This is a genomic window from uncultured Pontibacter sp., assembly GCF_947499215.1.
Taxonomy (GTDB): Bacteria; Bacteroidota; Bacteroidia; order Cytophagales; family Hymenobacteraceae; genus Pontibacter.
In genome coordinates, this window is record NZ_CANMNI010000002.1 from 629,521 (window position 1) to 646,896 (window position 17,376).

The 17,376-nt window shown below is 51.5% G+C and carries 18 protein-coding genes; 8 read left to right on the top strand and 10 right to left on the bottom strand.

The window, feature by feature from the left end; translation table 11 throughout:
- Position 1: 1 nt before the first annotated feature.
- Positions 2-1,063 carry a lysylphosphatidylglycerol synthase transmembrane domain-containing protein gene (locus Q1A04_RS10775; RefSeq protein WP_299705267.1) on the bottom strand — a complete coding sequence of 354 codons (1,062 nt, stop codon included), beginning with the start codon at positions 1,061-1,063 and terminating at the stop codon, positions 2-4.
- Positions 1,064-1,182: 119 nt separating this feature from the next.
- Entirely contained in the window at positions 1,183-1,953 is a 771-nt protein-coding gene (locus tag Q1A04_RS10780) for a segregation/condensation protein A (protein ID WP_299705269.1), read from the bottom strand.
- A 388-nt stretch (positions 1,954-2,341) separates the two neighbouring features.
- On the opposite strand from Q1A04_RS10780, the gene dxs reads away from it, so the two are divergent.
- From dxs to Q1A04_RS10795, 3 genes are all read left to right on the top strand, one after another.
- Complete coding sequence (gene dxs, locus Q1A04_RS10785) at positions 2,342-4,258, top strand: 1-deoxy-D-xylulose-5-phosphate synthase (protein ID WP_299705272.1); 1,917 nt, start codon at positions 2,342-2,344, stop codon at positions 4,256-4,258.
- A 289-nt stretch (positions 4,259-4,547) separates the two neighbouring features.
- Positions 4,548-5,327 carry an alpha/beta fold hydrolase gene (locus Q1A04_RS10790; protein WP_299705275.1) on the top strand — a complete coding sequence of 260 codons (780 nt, stop codon included), beginning with the start codon at positions 4,548-4,550 and terminating at the stop codon, positions 5,325-5,327.
- Entirely contained in the window at positions 5,320-6,510 is a 1,191-nt protein-coding gene (locus Q1A04_RS10795) for a nitrate/nitrite transporter (protein WP_299705278.1), read from the top strand. Before Q1A04_RS10790 ends, Q1A04_RS10795 begins: the two co-directional genes overlap by 8 nt.
- 75 nt (positions 6,511-6,585) lie before the next feature.
- Here the strand turns inward: Q1A04_RS10795 and Q1A04_RS10800 are convergent, their stop codons facing one another.
- Entirely contained in the window at positions 6,586-7,008 is a 423-nt protein-coding gene (locus tag Q1A04_RS10800) for a lipocalin family protein (RefSeq protein ID WP_299705280.1), read from the bottom strand.
- A gap of 218 nt (positions 7,009-7,226) precedes the next feature.
- On the opposite strand from Q1A04_RS10800, the gene Q1A04_RS10805 reads away from it, so the two are divergent.
- Positions 7,227-7,532, top strand: a complete 306-nt coding sequence (locus tag Q1A04_RS10805; RefSeq protein WP_299705283.1) for a LysM peptidoglycan-binding domain-containing protein — start codon at positions 7,227-7,229, stop codon at positions 7,530-7,532.
- A 72-nt stretch (positions 7,533-7,604) separates the two neighbouring features.
- On the opposite strand, the gene Q1A04_RS10810 is transcribed toward Q1A04_RS10805, so the two are convergent.
- The 3 genes from Q1A04_RS10810 to Q1A04_RS10820 all read right to left on the bottom strand — a co-directional run bounded on the left by Q1A04_RS10810 (position 7,605) and on the right by Q1A04_RS10820 (position 9,168).
- Entirely contained in the window at positions 7,605-8,258 is a 654-nt protein-coding gene (locus Q1A04_RS10810; RefSeq protein ID WP_299705286.1) for a hypothetical protein, read from the bottom strand.
- A gap of 3 nt (positions 8,259-8,261) precedes the next feature.
- Positions 8,262-8,654: a T9SS type A sorting domain-containing protein gene (locus Q1A04_RS10815; RefSeq protein ID WP_299705289.1), complete on the bottom strand. Its 393-nt coding sequence runs from the start codon at positions 8,652-8,654 to the stop codon at positions 8,262-8,264.
- A 94-nt stretch (positions 8,655-8,748) separates the two neighbouring features.
- Positions 8,749-9,168, bottom strand: a complete 420-nt coding sequence (locus tag Q1A04_RS10820; RefSeq protein WP_299705291.1) for a nucleoside-diphosphate kinase — start codon at positions 9,166-9,168, stop codon at positions 8,749-8,751.
- 250 nt (positions 9,169-9,418) lie between these two features.
- Between Q1A04_RS10820 and Q1A04_RS10825 the strand changes: the two genes are divergently transcribed.
- The 3 genes from Q1A04_RS10825 to Q1A04_RS10835 are packed head-to-tail and all read left to right on the top strand — an operon-like array spanning position 9,419 to position 12,048.
- Positions 9,419-10,438 carry a bifunctional oligoribonuclease/PAP phosphatase NrnA gene (locus Q1A04_RS10825; protein ID WP_299705293.1) on the top strand — a complete coding sequence of 340 codons (1,020 nt, stop codon included), beginning with the start codon at positions 9,419-9,421 and terminating at the stop codon, positions 10,436-10,438.
- Positions 10,439-10,464: 26 nt separating this feature from the next.
- Positions 10,465-11,430: an FKBP-type peptidyl-prolyl cis-trans isomerase gene (locus Q1A04_RS10830; RefSeq protein WP_299705295.1), complete on the top strand. Its 966-nt coding sequence runs from the start codon at positions 10,465-10,467 to the stop codon at positions 11,428-11,430.
- A 30-nt stretch (positions 11,431-11,460) separates the two neighbouring features.
- A complete protein-coding gene (locus Q1A04_RS10835; RefSeq protein ID WP_299705298.1) occupies positions 11,461-12,048 on the top strand; it encodes an FKBP-type peptidyl-prolyl cis-trans isomerase in 588 nt (195 codons plus the stop codon).
- 60 nt (positions 12,049-12,108) lie between these two features.
- Here the strand turns inward: Q1A04_RS10835 and recO are convergent, their stop codons facing one another.
- From recO to Q1A04_RS10855, 4 genes are all read right to left on the bottom strand, one after another.
- Positions 12,109-12,819, bottom strand: a complete 711-nt coding sequence (gene recO / locus Q1A04_RS10840; RefSeq protein WP_299705301.1) for a DNA repair protein RecO — start codon at positions 12,817-12,819, stop codon at positions 12,109-12,111.
- Complete coding sequence (locus Q1A04_RS10845) at positions 12,820-15,135, bottom strand: hypothetical protein (RefSeq protein ID WP_299705304.1); 2,316 nt, start codon at positions 15,133-15,135, stop codon at positions 12,820-12,822.
- Positions 15,136-15,228: 93 nt separating this feature from the next.
- Positions 15,229-15,822 (bottom strand): thymidine kinase, encoded by a 594-nt coding sequence (locus tag Q1A04_RS10850; protein ID WP_299705307.1) that lies wholly within the window; start codon positions 15,820-15,822, stop codon positions 15,229-15,231.
- 41 nt (positions 15,823-15,863) lie between these two features.
- On the bottom strand, positions 15,864-16,187 hold the full coding sequence (locus tag Q1A04_RS10855; protein ID WP_299705310.1) for a 2Fe-2S iron-sulfur cluster-binding protein: 324 nt from the start codon (positions 16,185-16,187) through the stop codon (positions 15,864-15,866).
- Between the two features lie 34 nt (positions 16,188-16,221).
- Between Q1A04_RS10855 and Q1A04_RS10860 the strand changes: the two genes are divergently transcribed.
- The gene (locus tag Q1A04_RS10860) at positions 16,222-17,337 is read left to right on the top strand and encodes a hypothetical protein (RefSeq protein WP_299705313.1); all 1,116 of its coding nucleotides are present in this window, start codon (positions 16,222-16,224) and stop codon (positions 17,335-17,337) included.
- Positions 17,338-17,376 lie beyond the last annotated feature (39 nt).

Sequence of the window (17,376 nt, forward strand, 5' to 3'; positions counted from 1 at the left end):
CCTATACCTTCACCTCATCCTCCACCGAGGAGCGTCCAAAGACTTTGGCGACCCAGCGCGGCAGGAAGACAGAGCCAAGTATAAGGTATGGATAATAGGTGATCAGACGATAAAGCACCACCACGATGTTGCTGAAGCGGCCGAGGAACAGCCCGAAGAAGCTTGGGAAGGCCATCTCGACTATACCTGCCCCGCCCGGCGTAATGGCCACGAGCATCACGATCCAGAAGATCAGGTTGCGGGAAAAGATAAGCATGTGCTCTGCAAAGGTCACATCGGTAAAGGCGGCGATTAGGCAGTTGAGCAGGAAATAGCGGGCGCTCCACACAAAAATGGTGGAGATAACGGCTCGGGCCCAATAATTAAAATCCTTACCACGGAGCTGCTGCGAAGCCCATATAATCTCGTTGCCATGGTGAAAGGCGTTGACGCGCCACTTGCGCAGCAGCTTCCAGCCAGTCAGCTTCAGCAGGATCCACTTGAAAGCACGCGGGCGCACAAACAGGGCATAGATCATGACGAAGGTATAGACGGCAATAAGCGAATAGCTGATGTAGAAGGCTGTTTTGAGGGCATTTACGTCGGAGGCAGAAAGTCCGAAATCCGGGAAAACATCGCCCTGCGTGGCCAGCAGTGCAATGGGGGCCGCTATGATGAAGAACATGTTGTCGAGCACGGCCGTGAGCATGACATAGGCCAGCGATTTGCCCAGCGGTATACCTTCTTTGTTTAGCACAATGGTCGCGATGGTGGTGCCACCCACCACCGATGGCGTAATAGCTGAGGCAAACTCCCAAAGCATAATCACGTCGAGGCTATTGCGCCACGTCAGGAATTTGTCGGTTAGGCTGCGGATGCGGTACATGTACCCCAAGTCGCGGATCACGAGCACGAGCAGTGCCGCTGCTAGCCACCACCAGTTGGCTTCGGCTATACCTTTCAGATCGCTAAGTTTGTCGTCTTTTATGAATAGCCATGCCGTAGCGCCCAGTCCCAGTAATACCGGGATCAGGATCTTGATCGGACTGAAATTCTTGAGTATGGTCTTCTTGTTCTGGTCCATGCAGGCTATTGTAACCCTTTCCTCGGCGCGCGCTCTTTAATAGCTGACGTGCAAAACTACTTAACTATTCGGCAACTCTAGGGAAACGGTTCGGCTTTTTAAGGATTTTCGGAAAGAGCCTACTCTAAAATGAGCTGTGTAACTTGAGCGGCCTGTCCATCAGCCAAGATAATGGTGAAGTCGTTGAACCCCTCTCCCACTTCTATTCCGATGAGGTTGAGTTGCAGCATATCCAGTATGGCCAAGAAGTTGAAGATCATACCGATTTTGTCCGGGAAGGCCTGAATGATATCAGAAAAAGCCACCTGCTTGCGCTCCTCAATGGTGCGCAGGATGTAGTCGCGCTGGTCCTCGATGGTATAGGGGTAGGTCAGTACGGTATGCTTCGGTCGGCTCTGCTCTTCTTCGAAGCGGTGCATTACCTTGTCGAACACCCGCATGAGCTTGTAAAGACTCAGATCCTGCAGTTCGTACTCAAAGTGGTTGGCGTTGGCAATTTGCTGCAGTTCCTCGTGCACATTACCGCGGTTTTCCTGCGCCAAACGTGTTTCTTCCATCTGCCCGAGGTCGCCCAACACGGCCTTGTAGCGCTTGTACTCCAACAGATGCTGCACGAGCTCTTGGCGCGGATCTATCTCGTTGCCTTCCTCGTCTTTCTCGGTGCGGGGCAGCAACATTTTGGCCTTGATGCGCATGAGCGTAGCAGCAGTCAGGATAAAGTCGCTGGCCACCTCTATGTTGAGCTGCTCGAGCTGGCGTATGTAGCCCACAAACTCGTTGGTAATCTGGAAGATGGGAATATCGTGTATGTCCAGCTCGTCACGCTCAATAAAGAAGAGCAACAAGTCAAACGGCCCCTCAAACAACGGTAATTTAATTTCGAAACTCACTTCTCTGGCCTTTGGTTAATGCGCTGATCGCGACTGATGGACAAAAATACTAATTTATTCGGATGAAATAGCAGTGCACTTAGCGCGTTATAGATGCCGTGCTTGCACGGTTTTTCGAACAAAATAAGATTTCCAATGTATACATGTAGCACTATTAAGGGGAGAGCCTGATGTTAAGTTCCACAAACCATGCTTTAACCTGTTAATCACACGCTTACAACACCAACACCCGACTTCGCCGTTGGCTGCCACTACAGTATAAGGAAGAGAAATAGCAGCTTGTGTTCTGAATTTTGCTAACTTTACGTTTTGTCCGGACGACAGTATTTTGCGCAATGCAAACTTTTGCCGGAAAAATTTGTTGGAAGTCTATAATAAAGACATTTCTATGATCATCAAACCCGGAGAGCTGCTTGCCTCCATTGACAAACCTGCCGACCTGCGCGAACTGAAGCCAGAGCAACTGCTGCAGGTATGCCAAGAGTTAAGGCAATATATCATCGATGTGGTATCTATCCACGGCGGTCATTTTGGGGCCAGCCTTGGGGTGGTGGAACTGACGACGGCACTGCATTATGTGTTCGACACACCTTACGATCAGTTGGTTTGGGATGTGGGGCATCAGGCATATGGGCACAAGATCCTGACCGGTCGTCGCGATAACTTCCACACCAACCGCAAGTACGGCGGACTCTCTGGTTTTCCGAAGCGTAAAGAAAGCGAATACGATACCTTTGGCGTAGGCCACTCGAGCACCTCCATTTCGGCGGCGCTGGGTATGGCTGTAGCCTCACAATACAAAAACGAAGAAGACCGCCAGCACATTGCCGTGATCGGTGATGGCGCCCTGACCGGTGGTATGGCCTTCGAAGCCCTTAACCACGGCGGCGCGACCAACGCTAACCTACTGGTGGTCCTCAACGACAACTGCATGAGCATCGACCCGAATGTGGGCGCTCTGAAAGAATATCTGACCGACATCACCACCTCCCGCACTTATAATAAGTTGCGTGACGAGTTGTGGAATGTACTCGGCAAGATCAGCAAATTCGGACCGAACGCACAGCATATTGCCTCTAAGATCGAGAGCGGCATCAAAGCCACACTATCGAAGCAGAGCAACCTGTTCGAAGGCCTGAACTTCCGCTACTTCGGTCCGATTGACGGGCACGACATCAACCACCTCGTATCGGTGATGGAAGACCTTAAGCGTATACCGGGTCCGAAGATCCTGCATGTGCTCACGACCAAAGGCAAAGGCTTTGCACTGGCCGAAAAAGACCAGACCAAATGGCACGCGCCGGGTCTGTTCGACAAGATAACAGGTGAGATCTACAAGAAGCATCACGATACGCCACAGCCTCCGAAGTATCAGGATGTGTTTGGCCATACCATTGTGGAGCTGGCTGAGAAGAACGACAAGATCATGGGTGTGACGCCTGCGATGCCGTCTGGCTGCTCGCTCAACATTATGATGAAAGCCATGCCGGACCGTGCCTTTGACGTAGGTATAGCCGAGCAGCATGCCGTGACTTTCTCTGCTGGTTTGGCAACACAGGGCTTGGTGCCGTTCTGCAACATCTACAGCACGTTCATGCAGCGCGGTTACGACCAAGTGGTGCACGATGTGTGCCTCCAGAACCTGCACGTGGTGTTCTGCCTCGATCGTGCCGGCTTTGCCGGTGCCGACGGTCCAACGCACCATGGTGCTTACGACATCGCCTACATGCGTTGTATCCCGAACATGGTGGTAGCTGCCCCCATGAACGAGCAGGAGTTGCGCAACATGATGTATACCGCCTCTCAGGAAGGAGCCGGTCCGTTCACGATCCGCTACCCACGTGGCGAAGGTGTGATGCCAAACTGGCGCACGCCACTGGAGCTGCAGCAGATCGGCAAAGGCCGTACCGTGCAGGAAGGTGAAGAAGTAGCGATCCTGACATTCGGTCACATCGGTAATTATGCCGTGGATGTTTGCCAGAAACTGAGCTACGAAGGCATCAACCCAGGCCACTACGACATGCGCTACTGCAAGCCACTGGACGAAGAACTGCTGCACCACATCTTCAACAAGTATAGCAAAGTGATCACCGTGGAAGACGGCTGTCTGCAGGGTGGTTTCGGAAGCGCGGTGCTGGAGTTTATGGTCGACAATGGCTATACCTCCCAAGTAAAGCGCCTCGGCATACCTGACCAAATCTTCGAGCATGGTTCGCAGCTAGAACTGCACCGCGACGCTTGCTTCGATCCGACTGCCATTGAGAACACTGTGAGAGAGATGATCGGTGTGGCGGTGAAGGTATAAGCTCTGACAAAGTACATTTTGACAAAAGACAAACCCCGTAGTTCTTCAGGAGCTGCGGGGTTTTTGTTTGCAATCACTTTTTAGGGACAGATCGCAACCTATCCGCCCGGCGTAGACATTTCTATGCAAATGGTGGTTTATAATTTGCCAATGCTCTGTCAATGTATAAATTTACATTTGTGCGGTTTTCCTGCATTGCCAAGACGTGATGCGCACGCTGTTTTGCAATTACTCATGCACGATTCGGACAGGTCGCGACCTATCCCTACAAATTGACACACCTTAAACTATGAACGGTCACACCACCTATACCTCCGCCGGATCTGGCGAAACAATCGTATTCCTGCACGGCTTCTGCGAGAGCAAAGAAGTCTGGACGAACTTCACAAAGCCGCTGCAGCAGAAGTTCAGAACCATCGCACTGGACCTGCCCGGCTTCGGCGAAAACACCCAAGGTATAGCCGACTACAGCATGGAAGGAATGGCTGACTATGTCAAGGCAAAGCTGGAAGAGCTGAACGTGAAGAAATGTATTCTGGTGGGCCACTCTATGGGCGGCTATGTGAGCATGGCCTTTGCCGAAAAATATAGCAGTATGCTCAGCGGCCTCTGCCTCTTCCACTCCTCCGCCCTACCTGACACCGACGAGAAAAAGGACAACCGCAACAAAACCATCGAGTTCGTGGAGAAGCATGGCGTGGAGAAGTTCATGCAGTCCTTCATCGAACCACTCTTCTATAGCGAGAACCGCGACAAACTAAAAAAGGAGATTGCGCTGATGAAAAAGATCGGAGTCAGCACACCAAAAGAGAGCGTAACCGGTGGCTTGGCCGCCATGCGCGACCGTCCTGACAGAACACATGTGCTAGCCGCTGCTAAGTTTCCGGTGCTGTTTATATTCGGTAAGGAAGACGGCGCCGTCCCGCTTGACAAAGCCCTAGAGCAGTGCCACCTGCCTGACAACAGCATGGTCTACTTCTTAGGCAAAACCGGCCACATGGGCATGTTCGAGCGCACCTACGAAACCCGGAAGGCACTCGAGAAATTCGCTGAAACGATTTATGGCTAACCCAACCTTAGCCCCGCCCGCTCGCATATTGCCTACGCTTGTGTTCTCGCAGTTTGCGGGCACCTCGCTGTGGTTTGCCGGCAATGCGGTGCTGCCGGAGCTGCAAGCCTCGCTGCAGTTGCAAGAGGGTGCGCTGGCACTGCTGACTTCTGCTGTGCAACTGGGCTTCATTGGGGGTACGCTGGTCTTTGCTTTTCTTTCGCTGGCCGATCGCATCTCTCCACGTCTGTTGTTTCTGATCTGTGCGCTGCTGGGAGCCACAGCCAATGCGCTGGTGCTATTCTTTGCTGATAGTCTTTATGCCGTGCTCCTACTACGCGCCTTAACCGGATTTCTGCTAGCAGGGGTCTATCCGGTGGGCATGAAGATAGCTGCCAGTTGGTATAGCACCCGTCTGGGAAAAGCAATCGGCTATCTGGTTGGGGCATTGGTACTGGGCACGGCCTTTCCGCACCTGATCCGTGGCCTAGGCGCTACATTGCCTTGGCAACAGGTACTGCTGGCTGTTAGCCTGCTGGCCTCAATTGGTGGCGTGCTGCTATACCTGCTGGTACCTGACGGCCCATACCTGAGCAAAGGAGCAACCTTCAAAATGGGGAATATGCTGCAAGCTTTCCGCCACCGCGAGTTCCGGGCGGCAGCTATGGGGTATTTTGGCCACATGTGGGAGCTTTATACCTTATGGGCCTTTACCCCGCTCATACTGGCCACCGCAGCCCCGCAGCTTTCTGCAGGGGAAGTATCTTTTTATGCTTTCTTTATAATAGCGGCTGGGGCAGTGGGCTGCATTGGTGGCGGCTACCTGTCACAGGTATGGGGAAGCGCCCGGGTGGCCTTTGTGCAGTTGCTGCTCTCAGGGCTCTGTTGCCTCTTGTCGGTTGTAGTGCTTCAAGTGGACGCTCCATACTTGCTCCTTACTTTCCTGTTGTTCTGGGGCATTGTGGTAGCTGGCGACTCGCCTCAGTTCTCGGCTCTGACCGCCAAAACGGCTCCGTCGCACCTAGTCGGCACAGCCCTGACCATTGTTGTGGCCATTGGCTTTGCCATTACGGTGGTGAGCATACAGCTTACGGGCTATCTGCTCACAAAAATGCCGCTCCAGTATGTGTTTGCTTTACTGGCTATTGGTCCGGCTCTCGGATTGCTGGCGCTCCGCAGGCTGGTTGGAACGCCAACACTTTAAAAATTCTAGTTCTGTTATAAAGCAAAAGAGCCGGTTTTAAACCGGCTCTTCCAAAATATAATCTCAACTCTATACCTATTCGGCTTCCAACTCCATTTTGGAGCCATCACTTGCTACCAAGTGCATCTCCTTGTCGGTCAGTTTTTCTACTGTGAAGTTCTCAGACACATTAGCCCCCTCAAAAGTGAGCGACAGACGTTTGCCGGCTTGGTCATAATTCCATGTGCCAGTCTGTAAAGAGCCCCCGCCACCCATAGCGAAGCGGCCATCAGAGTAGAACTGCATGGTTTCGTCCTTTTCGTCTGCAGTCAGTTTATCTTTATCGCCAGAGGCAGTAGTTTCTTTGTCGGCCTTCCAAGTTTTGCTGCTTCCGCCGGAGATCATGTTCGCGTTACCGGCATCGTCCTTGTCACCACCGCAGCTAGTCATAAAGGCCATCATTACAAAGGCCATCACAACTGTCAAATAGCTCTTAGCCTGTTTCAGATTCTTATTCATAATATTCATAGTTTTATGGTTATACATACCTGCGCCTGCTTATCCAAGGTGGCGTGCATAGAGTACGGCTAAAACTTTTTTAAAGTTGATAAAAGCTACCTAATCTGTTAGAAAGCCCTGATCCCACAACTATGCCCCCCCGTTGGCGTATTTATCTAAGCAGCTGCGCTTTCGTAGCCGCACAGAAAAACTATTACAGACATTTAAAGAATATAGATATGGGATTGCGTGATTTTTTCAAGAAGGGTGAAAAGGAACCCGCTAAGGCTCCTAATCCAACAAACCGTCAACCGGGCGACAGCACATTTTTTAATCAGCAAGCGCCTCAGCAACCCGCGGGTCAGCCAGCAGCGGGTCAGGACACTTATACTGTAAAGAGCGGTGACTCGCTTTCTAAAATCGCCAAGCATTACTATGGCGATGCCAATGCATGGAAAAAAATCTATGAAGCGAACAAGGCTACCATCGGCAACAATCCTGATCTGATTAAACCGGGTCAGCAGTTTGTGATTCCGAAGCAGTAATTTTATTATTATAAAAAAGAAACAGCCGGCTTTAAGAAGCCGGCTGTTTCTTTTTTCTCTCCTCAGGAAATTCTACAAGGTATAATTTACTCCTACTGTCAACCCCAAATCCCGTTCTTTGAAAGCAGACTCTGCTGCTGCTATTCTGTTGCTGAGCGGCACTTGCACCTGCCCGACAAGCTGTATGCGTTGACTTAGCTTTACCTGCGCCTCCAGCGGCACAAAAACTTTTAATTTCCGGTGATAGGTGTTCGCATAGTAGTCATTGCTGTCCACGGCATAACCGACGCCGTATTCGACCTTCTGCATCACCATAATGGCTGCCAAGTTATACCTGCTGCCGACACCTGCCCCCATGCATAGTCTGTCATTTAGCTGATACAGGTATACTGCTGCGCCACCGATTGACAGATTGCCGTATCTGGTTTTGAGATCTGCTATATCATTCCCGTAGCTATCTACAGCCCTGATCGTCCCACCGCTTTGTCGCTCTATGGCCTGCAATACATAAAATTGAACACTACTTTTCTCAGCTACCTTTAATTTAACCCAAGCACCTACTTCAAGCTGCAGTCCGGGTCTATACTGGTTATTACTGCCTATGCTTTCACTGCTGCTGACTATGGTTTTATAGGCTCCGAATCTACCTGTAAGGCCATAAGACACATCTTGTGCTTTAGCAGCGACTGTAAGCAACAAGGCTAGAAAAAAAATCAATTTCTTCATCTCTTACTGAGCTCTAACAAGGCGGTACCGATCTACTTTTCCGGGCTGTTGTACTTCACAAATGTATACTCCCTTTGGCATTCGGCTGAAATCCAGAAATAATGACGTTCCCCCTCCCTCGTGCACCTCAAATTTTTTGCTGTATTTTCCTTTTTCATCAGATACATAAATGGTAGCAGGAGTATTGTCTGGATTATGCACCTCAATGGTCAGATGACTGAAAAATGGATTAGGATAGATGGATACATGTGTGGTACCACCAGTAGTGCCGGAAAACTGCTGCACGGTATAAGGGATGTCTTGGATACCAGAAAAGTCCGGTTCTGGATCGGCTTGGCTACAGCCTCCAATGCAAAAGGTAGCTACTAAGGCAATTAAGTATAAGCAGGATTTCATATCAGAAGATTAAACACTAAACTTAATCAAAAAAGCCCACCTGACCATAGGGTCCTGCGGGCTTTTGAGAAATCAATAAGTAGTCTTTATTAGCTTAGAAACGCTCGTCAGCAGAGAAATAGAAGTCGCCTTCGATCTGAGCGTTCTCGTCAGAGTCAGAGCCGTGTACGGCGTTCGCCTCGATTGACTTGGCGTATACCTTACGGATAGTGCCCTCCTCAGCTTGAGCCGGGTTAGTAGCGCCGATCAGCTTACGGAAGTCCTCTACTGCGTTGTCTTTCTCAAGAATCATGGCTACGATTGGGCCAGATGACATGTACTTAACCAAGTCACCGTAGAAAGGACGCTCCTTGTGCACTTCGTAGAACTTACCGGCACGCTCCTCAGTCAATCTTGTCTTCTTCATCGCCACGATGCGGAAGCCGCCCTCCTCGATCATTTTCGTAATGCCGCCAATGTGGTTATCTGCCACCGCATCCGGCTTAATCATGGTAAATGTGATGTTTCCAGCCATGTCTATTCTGTTAATGTGTGTATGTTTCGTTTCGAAGCTGCAAAATTAGCGCATTTAGCTCAATTATCGCAGCATCCGGCCTACACTTTCTGCAATTATTTATGCGATATGCCATGGAGGCTAAGTTGATTTGCTGTTACCAAACTGCCGCGCAAGGCGTCATAAAACGCTATTTTATTGCTTTAGAAGTTATTTCTTCAGAAATTCGCGCCTTATATCCCTACTAATCAGCGGATTTATAACAAGCAGTATGCACGACATTAATGCTCTCAAAGAGCTTCTGAGAGAACCTAAAGAGGTGATGATCACCACGCACCACAAACCTGACGCCGATGCCTTGGGTTCGTCGCTGGGTCTCGCCGGCTATCTCAAAAAACTGGGTCACCGGGTTACCGTTATCACGCCTTCCGATTATCCCAGCTTCCTGACTTGGATGGAGGGCAACGAGGACGTGCTCGTGTACTCTGAGAAAAACGACGCCCTCGTGCGCCGCATTATAGAGGAGTCGCAAGTAATTTTCTGCCTTGACTTTTCTGTGCTGTCGCGCATCAACGAAATGGGCGAGTATATCCGCCATGCCAAAGGCACCAAGGTACTCATAGACCACCACCTGCAGCCCGAAGATTTTGCCGACCTCGACTTCTCTAACCCGAAGGCGGCCGCCACGGCTGAACTGGTGTATGACCTGATCAAGGCACTGGGCGACGGCGACAAGATCGACACAGGTATAGGCGAGTGCCTTTACGCCGGCATTATGACCGATACGGGCTCTTTCCGCCATCCGAGCACTTCCAAAAATGTGCACCTGATCATAGCTGACCTGCTGCATATTGGGGTGAATACCTCCAACATCCACCGCCTCATCTACGACAGTTCCTCCGAGTTGCGCCTGCGCTTTCTGGGTTATGCCCTCAAAGACAAGCTGGTGGTGCATCACGAGTACAAAACCGCTTACATCGCTATTACGGCCGACGAACTGAAAGCCTACGACTCCAAGACCGGTGACACCGAGGGTCTGGTGAACTTTGCACTCTCTATCGAGGGCATTGTTTTTGCAGCCGTCATCATCGATCGTGTGCAGGCCGTGAAGATGTCTTTCCGCTCGGTAGGTGATTTCTCGGTAAACGAGTTTGCCCGCGCCAACTTTAACGGCGGCGGACACCGCAACGCGGCCGGCGGCATGTCTCTTGACTCACTCGACAACACGGTGGCCAAATTTGAAAGTCTGTTGCCACAGTACAAAGACCAACTGCTGGCTTCTATTAACTAATACAACAATTATCCAACCTATAACACATGCTATTTAAATCAAAGTTCTTATTGCCGGTTCTGGCCGGCGCCCTGTTACTGCAATCTTGCGGCGACAAAAACAAAAGCGACGAATTCCGCACCACGGCTGATGGCTTAGCTTATAAGATTTATGAGCAGAACGACAAAGGTGAGTATGTAAGCCGCGGCGAAATCGACCCGAACGACACCACCGGCGCTCGTTTAGACCAAGTGATCACCATGCACATGTCTTACCGCACTGAAGGTGACTCTGTGCTGTTCAACTCACGTGATCAAAAACAGCCTATCATGATCCCTGTGATGGAGCCGTCTTTCAAAGGCAGCCTTGAGACAGCCCTTACTATGATGCGAGCAGGCGACTCTGGCGTGTTCAAAATCAATGCTGACTCTCTTTTCGCAAAGACTTTCGGTCAGCCGATGCCTCCGTTTATTAAGCCGGGTTCTCACATGACCTTCTACCTGAAAGCTGAGAAGATCCAGTCGAAGGAGGAGGCTATCGCCGACCAGCAGAAAATGTTTGAAGAGCAGCAGAAAGCCGCTATGGCGCAGGCTGCTGAGCAAATGAAGGTTGACGATGCCAAGATTCAGGAATACATCAAAGAGAAGGGTCTGAAAAATGCACAGAAGACTGACGCTGGTGTGTACTACGTGGTAACTGAGCCTGGCAAAGGTCCTAAGGCCAAAGCAGGCGACAACGTGTCTGTACACTACAAGCTTTCTTTCTTGGATGGCAAGGAGTTGGAGTCTTCTTACGACAACCCGATGAGCGGTGGTCAGCCGTTCAGTTTCCCTCTGGGCCAAGGCCAAGTGATTCAAGGCTGGGACGATGGCATAGCGCAGCTTAACAAAGGCAGCAAAGCAATTCTGCTTGTCCCTTCTCCGTTGGCTTATGGAGATCAGGCCCGAGGCGAACAAATGCCAGCCAACTCAATCCTTCGCTTCGACGTGGAGTTGGTTGACATCAAACAATAAGAAGATCTGGAACCGATAAATCCTTTTGCAATGAGCCCTATTACTTTTCTGAAGCAAAAAGCAACGTACTGGAATGCTTCGGTTACCCTGTTGCTTGTGCTGCTTTCTTTGTCATTCTCTTCGTGTGAAAAGCAGGAGGACCCTTACAGAAACCCATGCATCGCCACAGAGGAGGAAAAGAATGCACAGATGCTAGTCGACGTCAAGGCAATCAAGAAGTACTTCCGCGACAATGACATTGACACCACCGACATGCAGGTGACGGCGTCAGGCATCCATTACTTTACTATAAAGGAGGGAACTGGCGACATGATCCAGTCGGGCGATAGAGTATCTGTGCACTATATCGGCAAGCACCTGAGTGCGGCCACGTTCGACGCTTCCAGAACATTCGACAACTCTTACCCAACCGGCACGCCTTTTACTGTCTATGTTGACATGAAAAATGCCCCGGGAAGTGTGATCGAAGGTTGGAACCAAGCCTTGAAGCTGATGAAAATCGGTGGAGTCTCCAGATTCTACATTCCTTCTTATCTGGCTTATGGCAAATGCGGAAGCCAGTCAATACGTCCAAACGAAGTGCTTTCCTTTGAGATAGAGACGCTCAGAAAACTATAGCGCTTGTATAACCATAAAAAAAGCGGCTGGGTATTATACTCAGCCGCTTTTTTTGTGCCCTTACGATAACACTTCTGAAAGTATAGCAAGCGATTTTATCTCGCCCAGCCGCTCTACGTGTAGCTGATAATAACGAATGAGGATAGAGAGCATTTCGCGGCGCACCTTGCCGTTAGGTATAGCCGCCTGCTCCGGTGTGCGCAGCAGTTGGTCAAAGTACACCTCATAGGCCTGCAGCGCTAGCACGGGCGGAGCTCCAGTATTGGACTGGGCATTAGCCGAGAAGGCCACCTGCTCGATGATCTCCGTCCCATTGCTCGGCCCAAAGCCTAGATGGTGGCTCAGGTGCAGTAGAAAGACCAAATGAAAATTCTCGAAGTGCTCCTGCAGCTCGTCAAATTCGATGATGGCATTGTAGAGGAAATGAAAGAGCGCCGGGTTCTCCTCCTCCTCCTTCACGGTGCGCGACACCATCTCTGACAGAAACAGCAGGATGCTGCTTTTCCGGATGTCGAAAGGTATGGTAGAGAAGGGATAGGCACTTCTATACTCTGAAATGCGAGTCAGCCCGCCTTTGTGGGAGGTATAGACCACCATGTCGAGCAGCGTGAAAGGCTGAAACAGGGCAATGCGAGAACCAGCGCCCTTCTTGCGCACACTGTTCACGATATAAGACTGCACCCCTAACTGCTCGGTGTATACCTTAGCGATGATGGACGACTCTCTGAACTTGATATAGTGCAGGACGATGCCTCTTGTTTTGACTAGCATTTATTCCAGTACGGCTATTTTACTGATACAGGTTTGACGGGCTTCGCCATCGGAAGCGAACACCAAGTAAACGCCCGCTTTTACTCGCTTGCCATTGTAACCCCTGCCGTCCCAAGCGATGGTGCCGCCGGTGGCCTTTGCTTTGTACACCAGTGTGCCGTTTATGTCGGTGATGCGCACATCGGCGTTATTAGGCAGCCCCGATACACCGATTAGCCCCGTAAAGTCGGGCCGCACCGGGTTTGGGTATACCTGGGTGCAGTCGGGTTTGCCCTCAGTGATAGTGGCACTAGAGCGGTAGGAGGCAATACCCGCGTCAGTTACCACAAACACTTCGCCGGAGCGGTGCTCTATCGCCACAGAGAGCACCTTGTTAGATGGAAGCGGACTGTTTTGGGCCGTGAAATGCTGCAACAGCCTGTCTCCCTCCGAGTTAAACAGCCAAAGCCCATTATCTGTGGCCATCCATTTTCGGTTGGCACCATCTACAGCTATGTCGCGCACCACCTGTCCTCCCAGCAGCGGCCTACCGTCTATCACAGGTATACGGGCATCGTACCCCTGCACGGAAAACACGGCTGCGGTGCTATAATATACCGCTACCCCGGAGGCCGTGCCTACCCAGATGTCACCGCTAAGGTCTTTTGAGAGGCTATATACCGCCCCGCTTGGTAGATTTCCACTGCCAGCGCCAGTGGTAAGCTGCCGGAGTTGCTGCCGCGCCTCGTCATACACCACCAAGCCGCTTCGCACATTGTTGCGCCGGCTTATACTTAGCCACTTATACCCGTTATCATCTACTGCGAGGCGTTCCAAGTTGCCATTGTCTAGGATGCTTGGAATCATGTAACCCTGCCACTCACCATCGGGTCGCAATACGTGCAAACCCGGTGCACCGGACACTTGATGGCGGTTCACCACCCATACATTGCCACCGGCATCCACTGCCATATCCGTAAGCCGTACCTGCTCGGTGCGATCAGTGCTGGGCTGGGTGCTGAGCAGCGTGCTGTTGGTGCCGTTATAGAGCAGAGGCTGCTCCTCCCCTTTCCAGACTAACAACCCTTGCCCGTATGTCGCCATGTATACATGCTCGGTCACGGGGTTATAAACTGCATCCACGAAGTCACGCAGCTCTCCACCAGCAGGGGACTGGGCAGGGCTGTTGTTATACCAGCGGCCACCTTGGTAGCCATAGTAGCCGTTTGTGCGGTTAAGGGGCTGGTAGTTTTCGTCGTAGCCGCCGCTGAGCACGTATGTTATGCCGTTGCCAGCCTGTACCCTGAAGCTATTACTGGAGGCTGGTCCGTTGGGGGCGAGCACAACAGCATCACTTTGCAATCCCAATACCACCAGCCCTTTGCTCCTATCAGCCACCCACATGACACCAGATGCATCTTCCACCACCATCGCAGGCCGCTGCACACTAGGGTGGGTTAGCCCTGAGGCCACGCCGCGCTGGTCCAGCAGCAGGATACCTTGTGCTGTGGCGGCTGTCAGGCTGCTTTCGGAGACGTTCATACTTCGAATAGCTGAACCATCTGGTACAGGCACTGGCTCCCATACTCCGTTCTGAAGCACTTGCATACCGTGTGCTGTGGTACCTAGGTACACTTTGTTTTGAAAGGCCGCGATGGCTGTTAGGTTGACATTTTGTAGCAATCCGGCGGACATAAGCTGCCAGCTCCTGAAATCTTTGAGGTTTGCCTGAAGGCGGTTACCGCGCAGCACCCCAAGGTTGGTTGCCAAGTAGAGGTGTTCGCCCAGTATAGCAGCCGCCTTTACAGACAGGTCCGCTCCTTCAGGCCCTAGTTGGGTATAGGTGTCTTTTATCTCCTGCTTTACCAAGTCTAGCACCACTACCCCAAAAGCAGTGGAGAGATAGGCCGTTTTGTTATGGATGAGAATATGGTGGATAGTCTTGTCATCACCAACGTTACGGCGCATGATATCCGGAATGTTCAGAATCCGGTTCCCCTGCAACAGGTCGAGGTTAGCGTTGGCATGGGCAATGATGAGTGTGTTGGTTTCCGGGTCGTAGCCGATGGTGCTGATACGCTGTTCGCTGAGTCCGTCAGCACGGGTGACGGGCTGCACATTTCGGAACTCCTTATCGTAGTAAAACAATCCCTGTTCAGCGGCAAGGTACACCCGATCGCTAGCATCAGCCACTGCCCTGCCCTCGGTATAGGGCACATGCAGTTGCCAAGCACCTATACCTATCTGGCTTTGTCCTAACACCGAGGCTGGCAGCCAGCCTAAGGCCACTACTAGGCATATCAAGCGCACGATGGTGTTCTGGGCAGGTATAGGCATAAAGGTTGTAACATGGTGAGCATCTGTCGGCAAGCTACAAGACAGCTTTGGGCATTTGCTTAGCTAGTGGCTTAGAGCTAAAGAACCGTCGATCTACTTTTTCTGTTTGATGCCCTCTACAAAACAATGGCGGCAGCGGGCCTCATACGACTCCGTCTCGCCGAGCAGCACTTGGTGTTCCGATACCGCATTTCGGAAAGAATAGGTGGCAATATCGCCGCACTGTACGCATATGGCGTGTACCTTGGTCACATACTCGGCCACGGCCATCAACGCAGGCATGGGCCCGAAGGGTTTTCCGAGGTAGTCCATGTCGAGGCCGGCGGCAATCACACGCACCCCGCTGTTAGCAAGCTTCACGCATACCTCGGCCAGCCCCTCATCAAAGAACTGGGCCTCGTCTATCCCTACCACGTCGCAGCTGCCGCCGAGTAGCAGCATGTCCTGCGCAAAGTCTATGGGTGAGGAGCGGATGGCATTGGCGTTGTGCGACACAACGTCCTCGTCGTGGTAGCGCTTGTCAACAGTAGGCTTGAATATCTCAACCTTCTGTTTGGCGATCTTTGCTCTGTTCAGTCTGCGGATAAGTTCCTCTGTCTTGCCCGAAAACATCGATCCGCAGATCACCTCTATCCATCCTCTTCTGATTGCATGGTTCTCATTGCCCACGCGCGGTTCTATAAACATGTACTACTCTGTAATGACTTTATGGCTAAATGGTTGAGTTGTTAGCTACTGTATTTCATATGTGGCAGCATCGTCTGCCGGGGCACGCGGCCTATGGCATCTCCTGTTACCAATGTACACTGGCAGGTCAGTCTTTCGTTAGTCTTTAGGCGGCCGTTGCTTCGGTAGCGCTCCTCAGCGGCGGTCAGCGGGCCGAAGTGCTCCATACCCTCCTGCACAATGATACGGCAGGTCGTGCAGCGCCCCTTGCCGCCGCAGGCATGCATCCAGTCGATGCCAGCGGCCTGAAGTGCTTTGAGCAGCGTTTGACCGGGCGCTACTTCTACCTCACAATCGTGCAGGTTTTGCACCGTTATGTTTGGCATATTATTTATAACTTTACGAGAGAAAGCGATACCAATGGAAGACAAATATAATCAATTACGCCTAGAACGTTACAGCAAAGAACTCGCAAACATGCTTTGCGACCGCCATTTTGCAGCCCACGATACAATTAACGGTCCGCAGCTGATCGGCTTTACCCCAGTTAGGCAGGTGAACCTGTTTGTAATTAAAGAACTGTTGTTGAAGTGGCACCACGAGATGGCCAATCTGCGCAGCCCCTACTTCGACTATGAGCACGAGGAAGTGAAGGAGGCGCTGCTCAATTTTATGAACGTGCTCTCACGCAAGATCCTGATCAAACGCGACGCTTTTGAGCCCCTTCTTCAGAAAGCCATTTACGACACGTTCCTCCTCAAGCTGGCACCTGTGGCCATGTTCGAGGAAAAGTTTCTGCGCATTCAGGAAGACATCACCTTGCCTAAGTTGCAAGAGAACCTCAAGTACATCGATCTCGACAAACCGTTGTTTGCCGGCTTCGTGGGCACCCTATCGCCCTCCAACCGCGACCGAGACTATATTCTGAGCCGCTTCAAGCTATACCTGAACGCGAACAAAGACAATATTGCACCATTGGCCGAGCTTGTTTCCAGCTTTAACAGCCTGCTTCCGATAAACGAAGAGGAGATTAGAGAAGCGGCACCGGTTTCGCCACTGGCGGCCTATGCTGCTGCTGCAGCTGCTAAGCCTACACCAGCCGCCCCTGTGGAGGAGAAAGATGTGGTAGCGCCCATACATACCACCCAGCGCGAAGCCTCAGCTCCTGTGGCAACTGCCGCCAAGACAACTGTAGCCAACGATAACATCAATGAGCGCTTTAGGGCGGAGCGCCCTACCATGAATGAGAAGTTTAGCAACCCGGCCTCGTCTTCTCTCGGCGACTCGCTGAGCAACCGCAAAATCGAGTCACTTAAAAACTCCATCTCCATCAACCAGCGCTTCAGCTTTATCAATGAGCTGTTCGATGGCGACAACATGAGCTACTACAACACCATCCAGAAACTGGACGAGTACAAAAGCCCGGATGAGGCCAAGCACTATGTGCAGCACGAGCTGGCTCCTCGGTATGACTGGAGCAAGAAGCAGGACAGCGTGGGCAAGCTGCTGCGCCTGATCGAGCGCAAGTTTGCCTAAGTCGTCTTCATCACAGCACAAAAAAAGACCTTTTCTCGG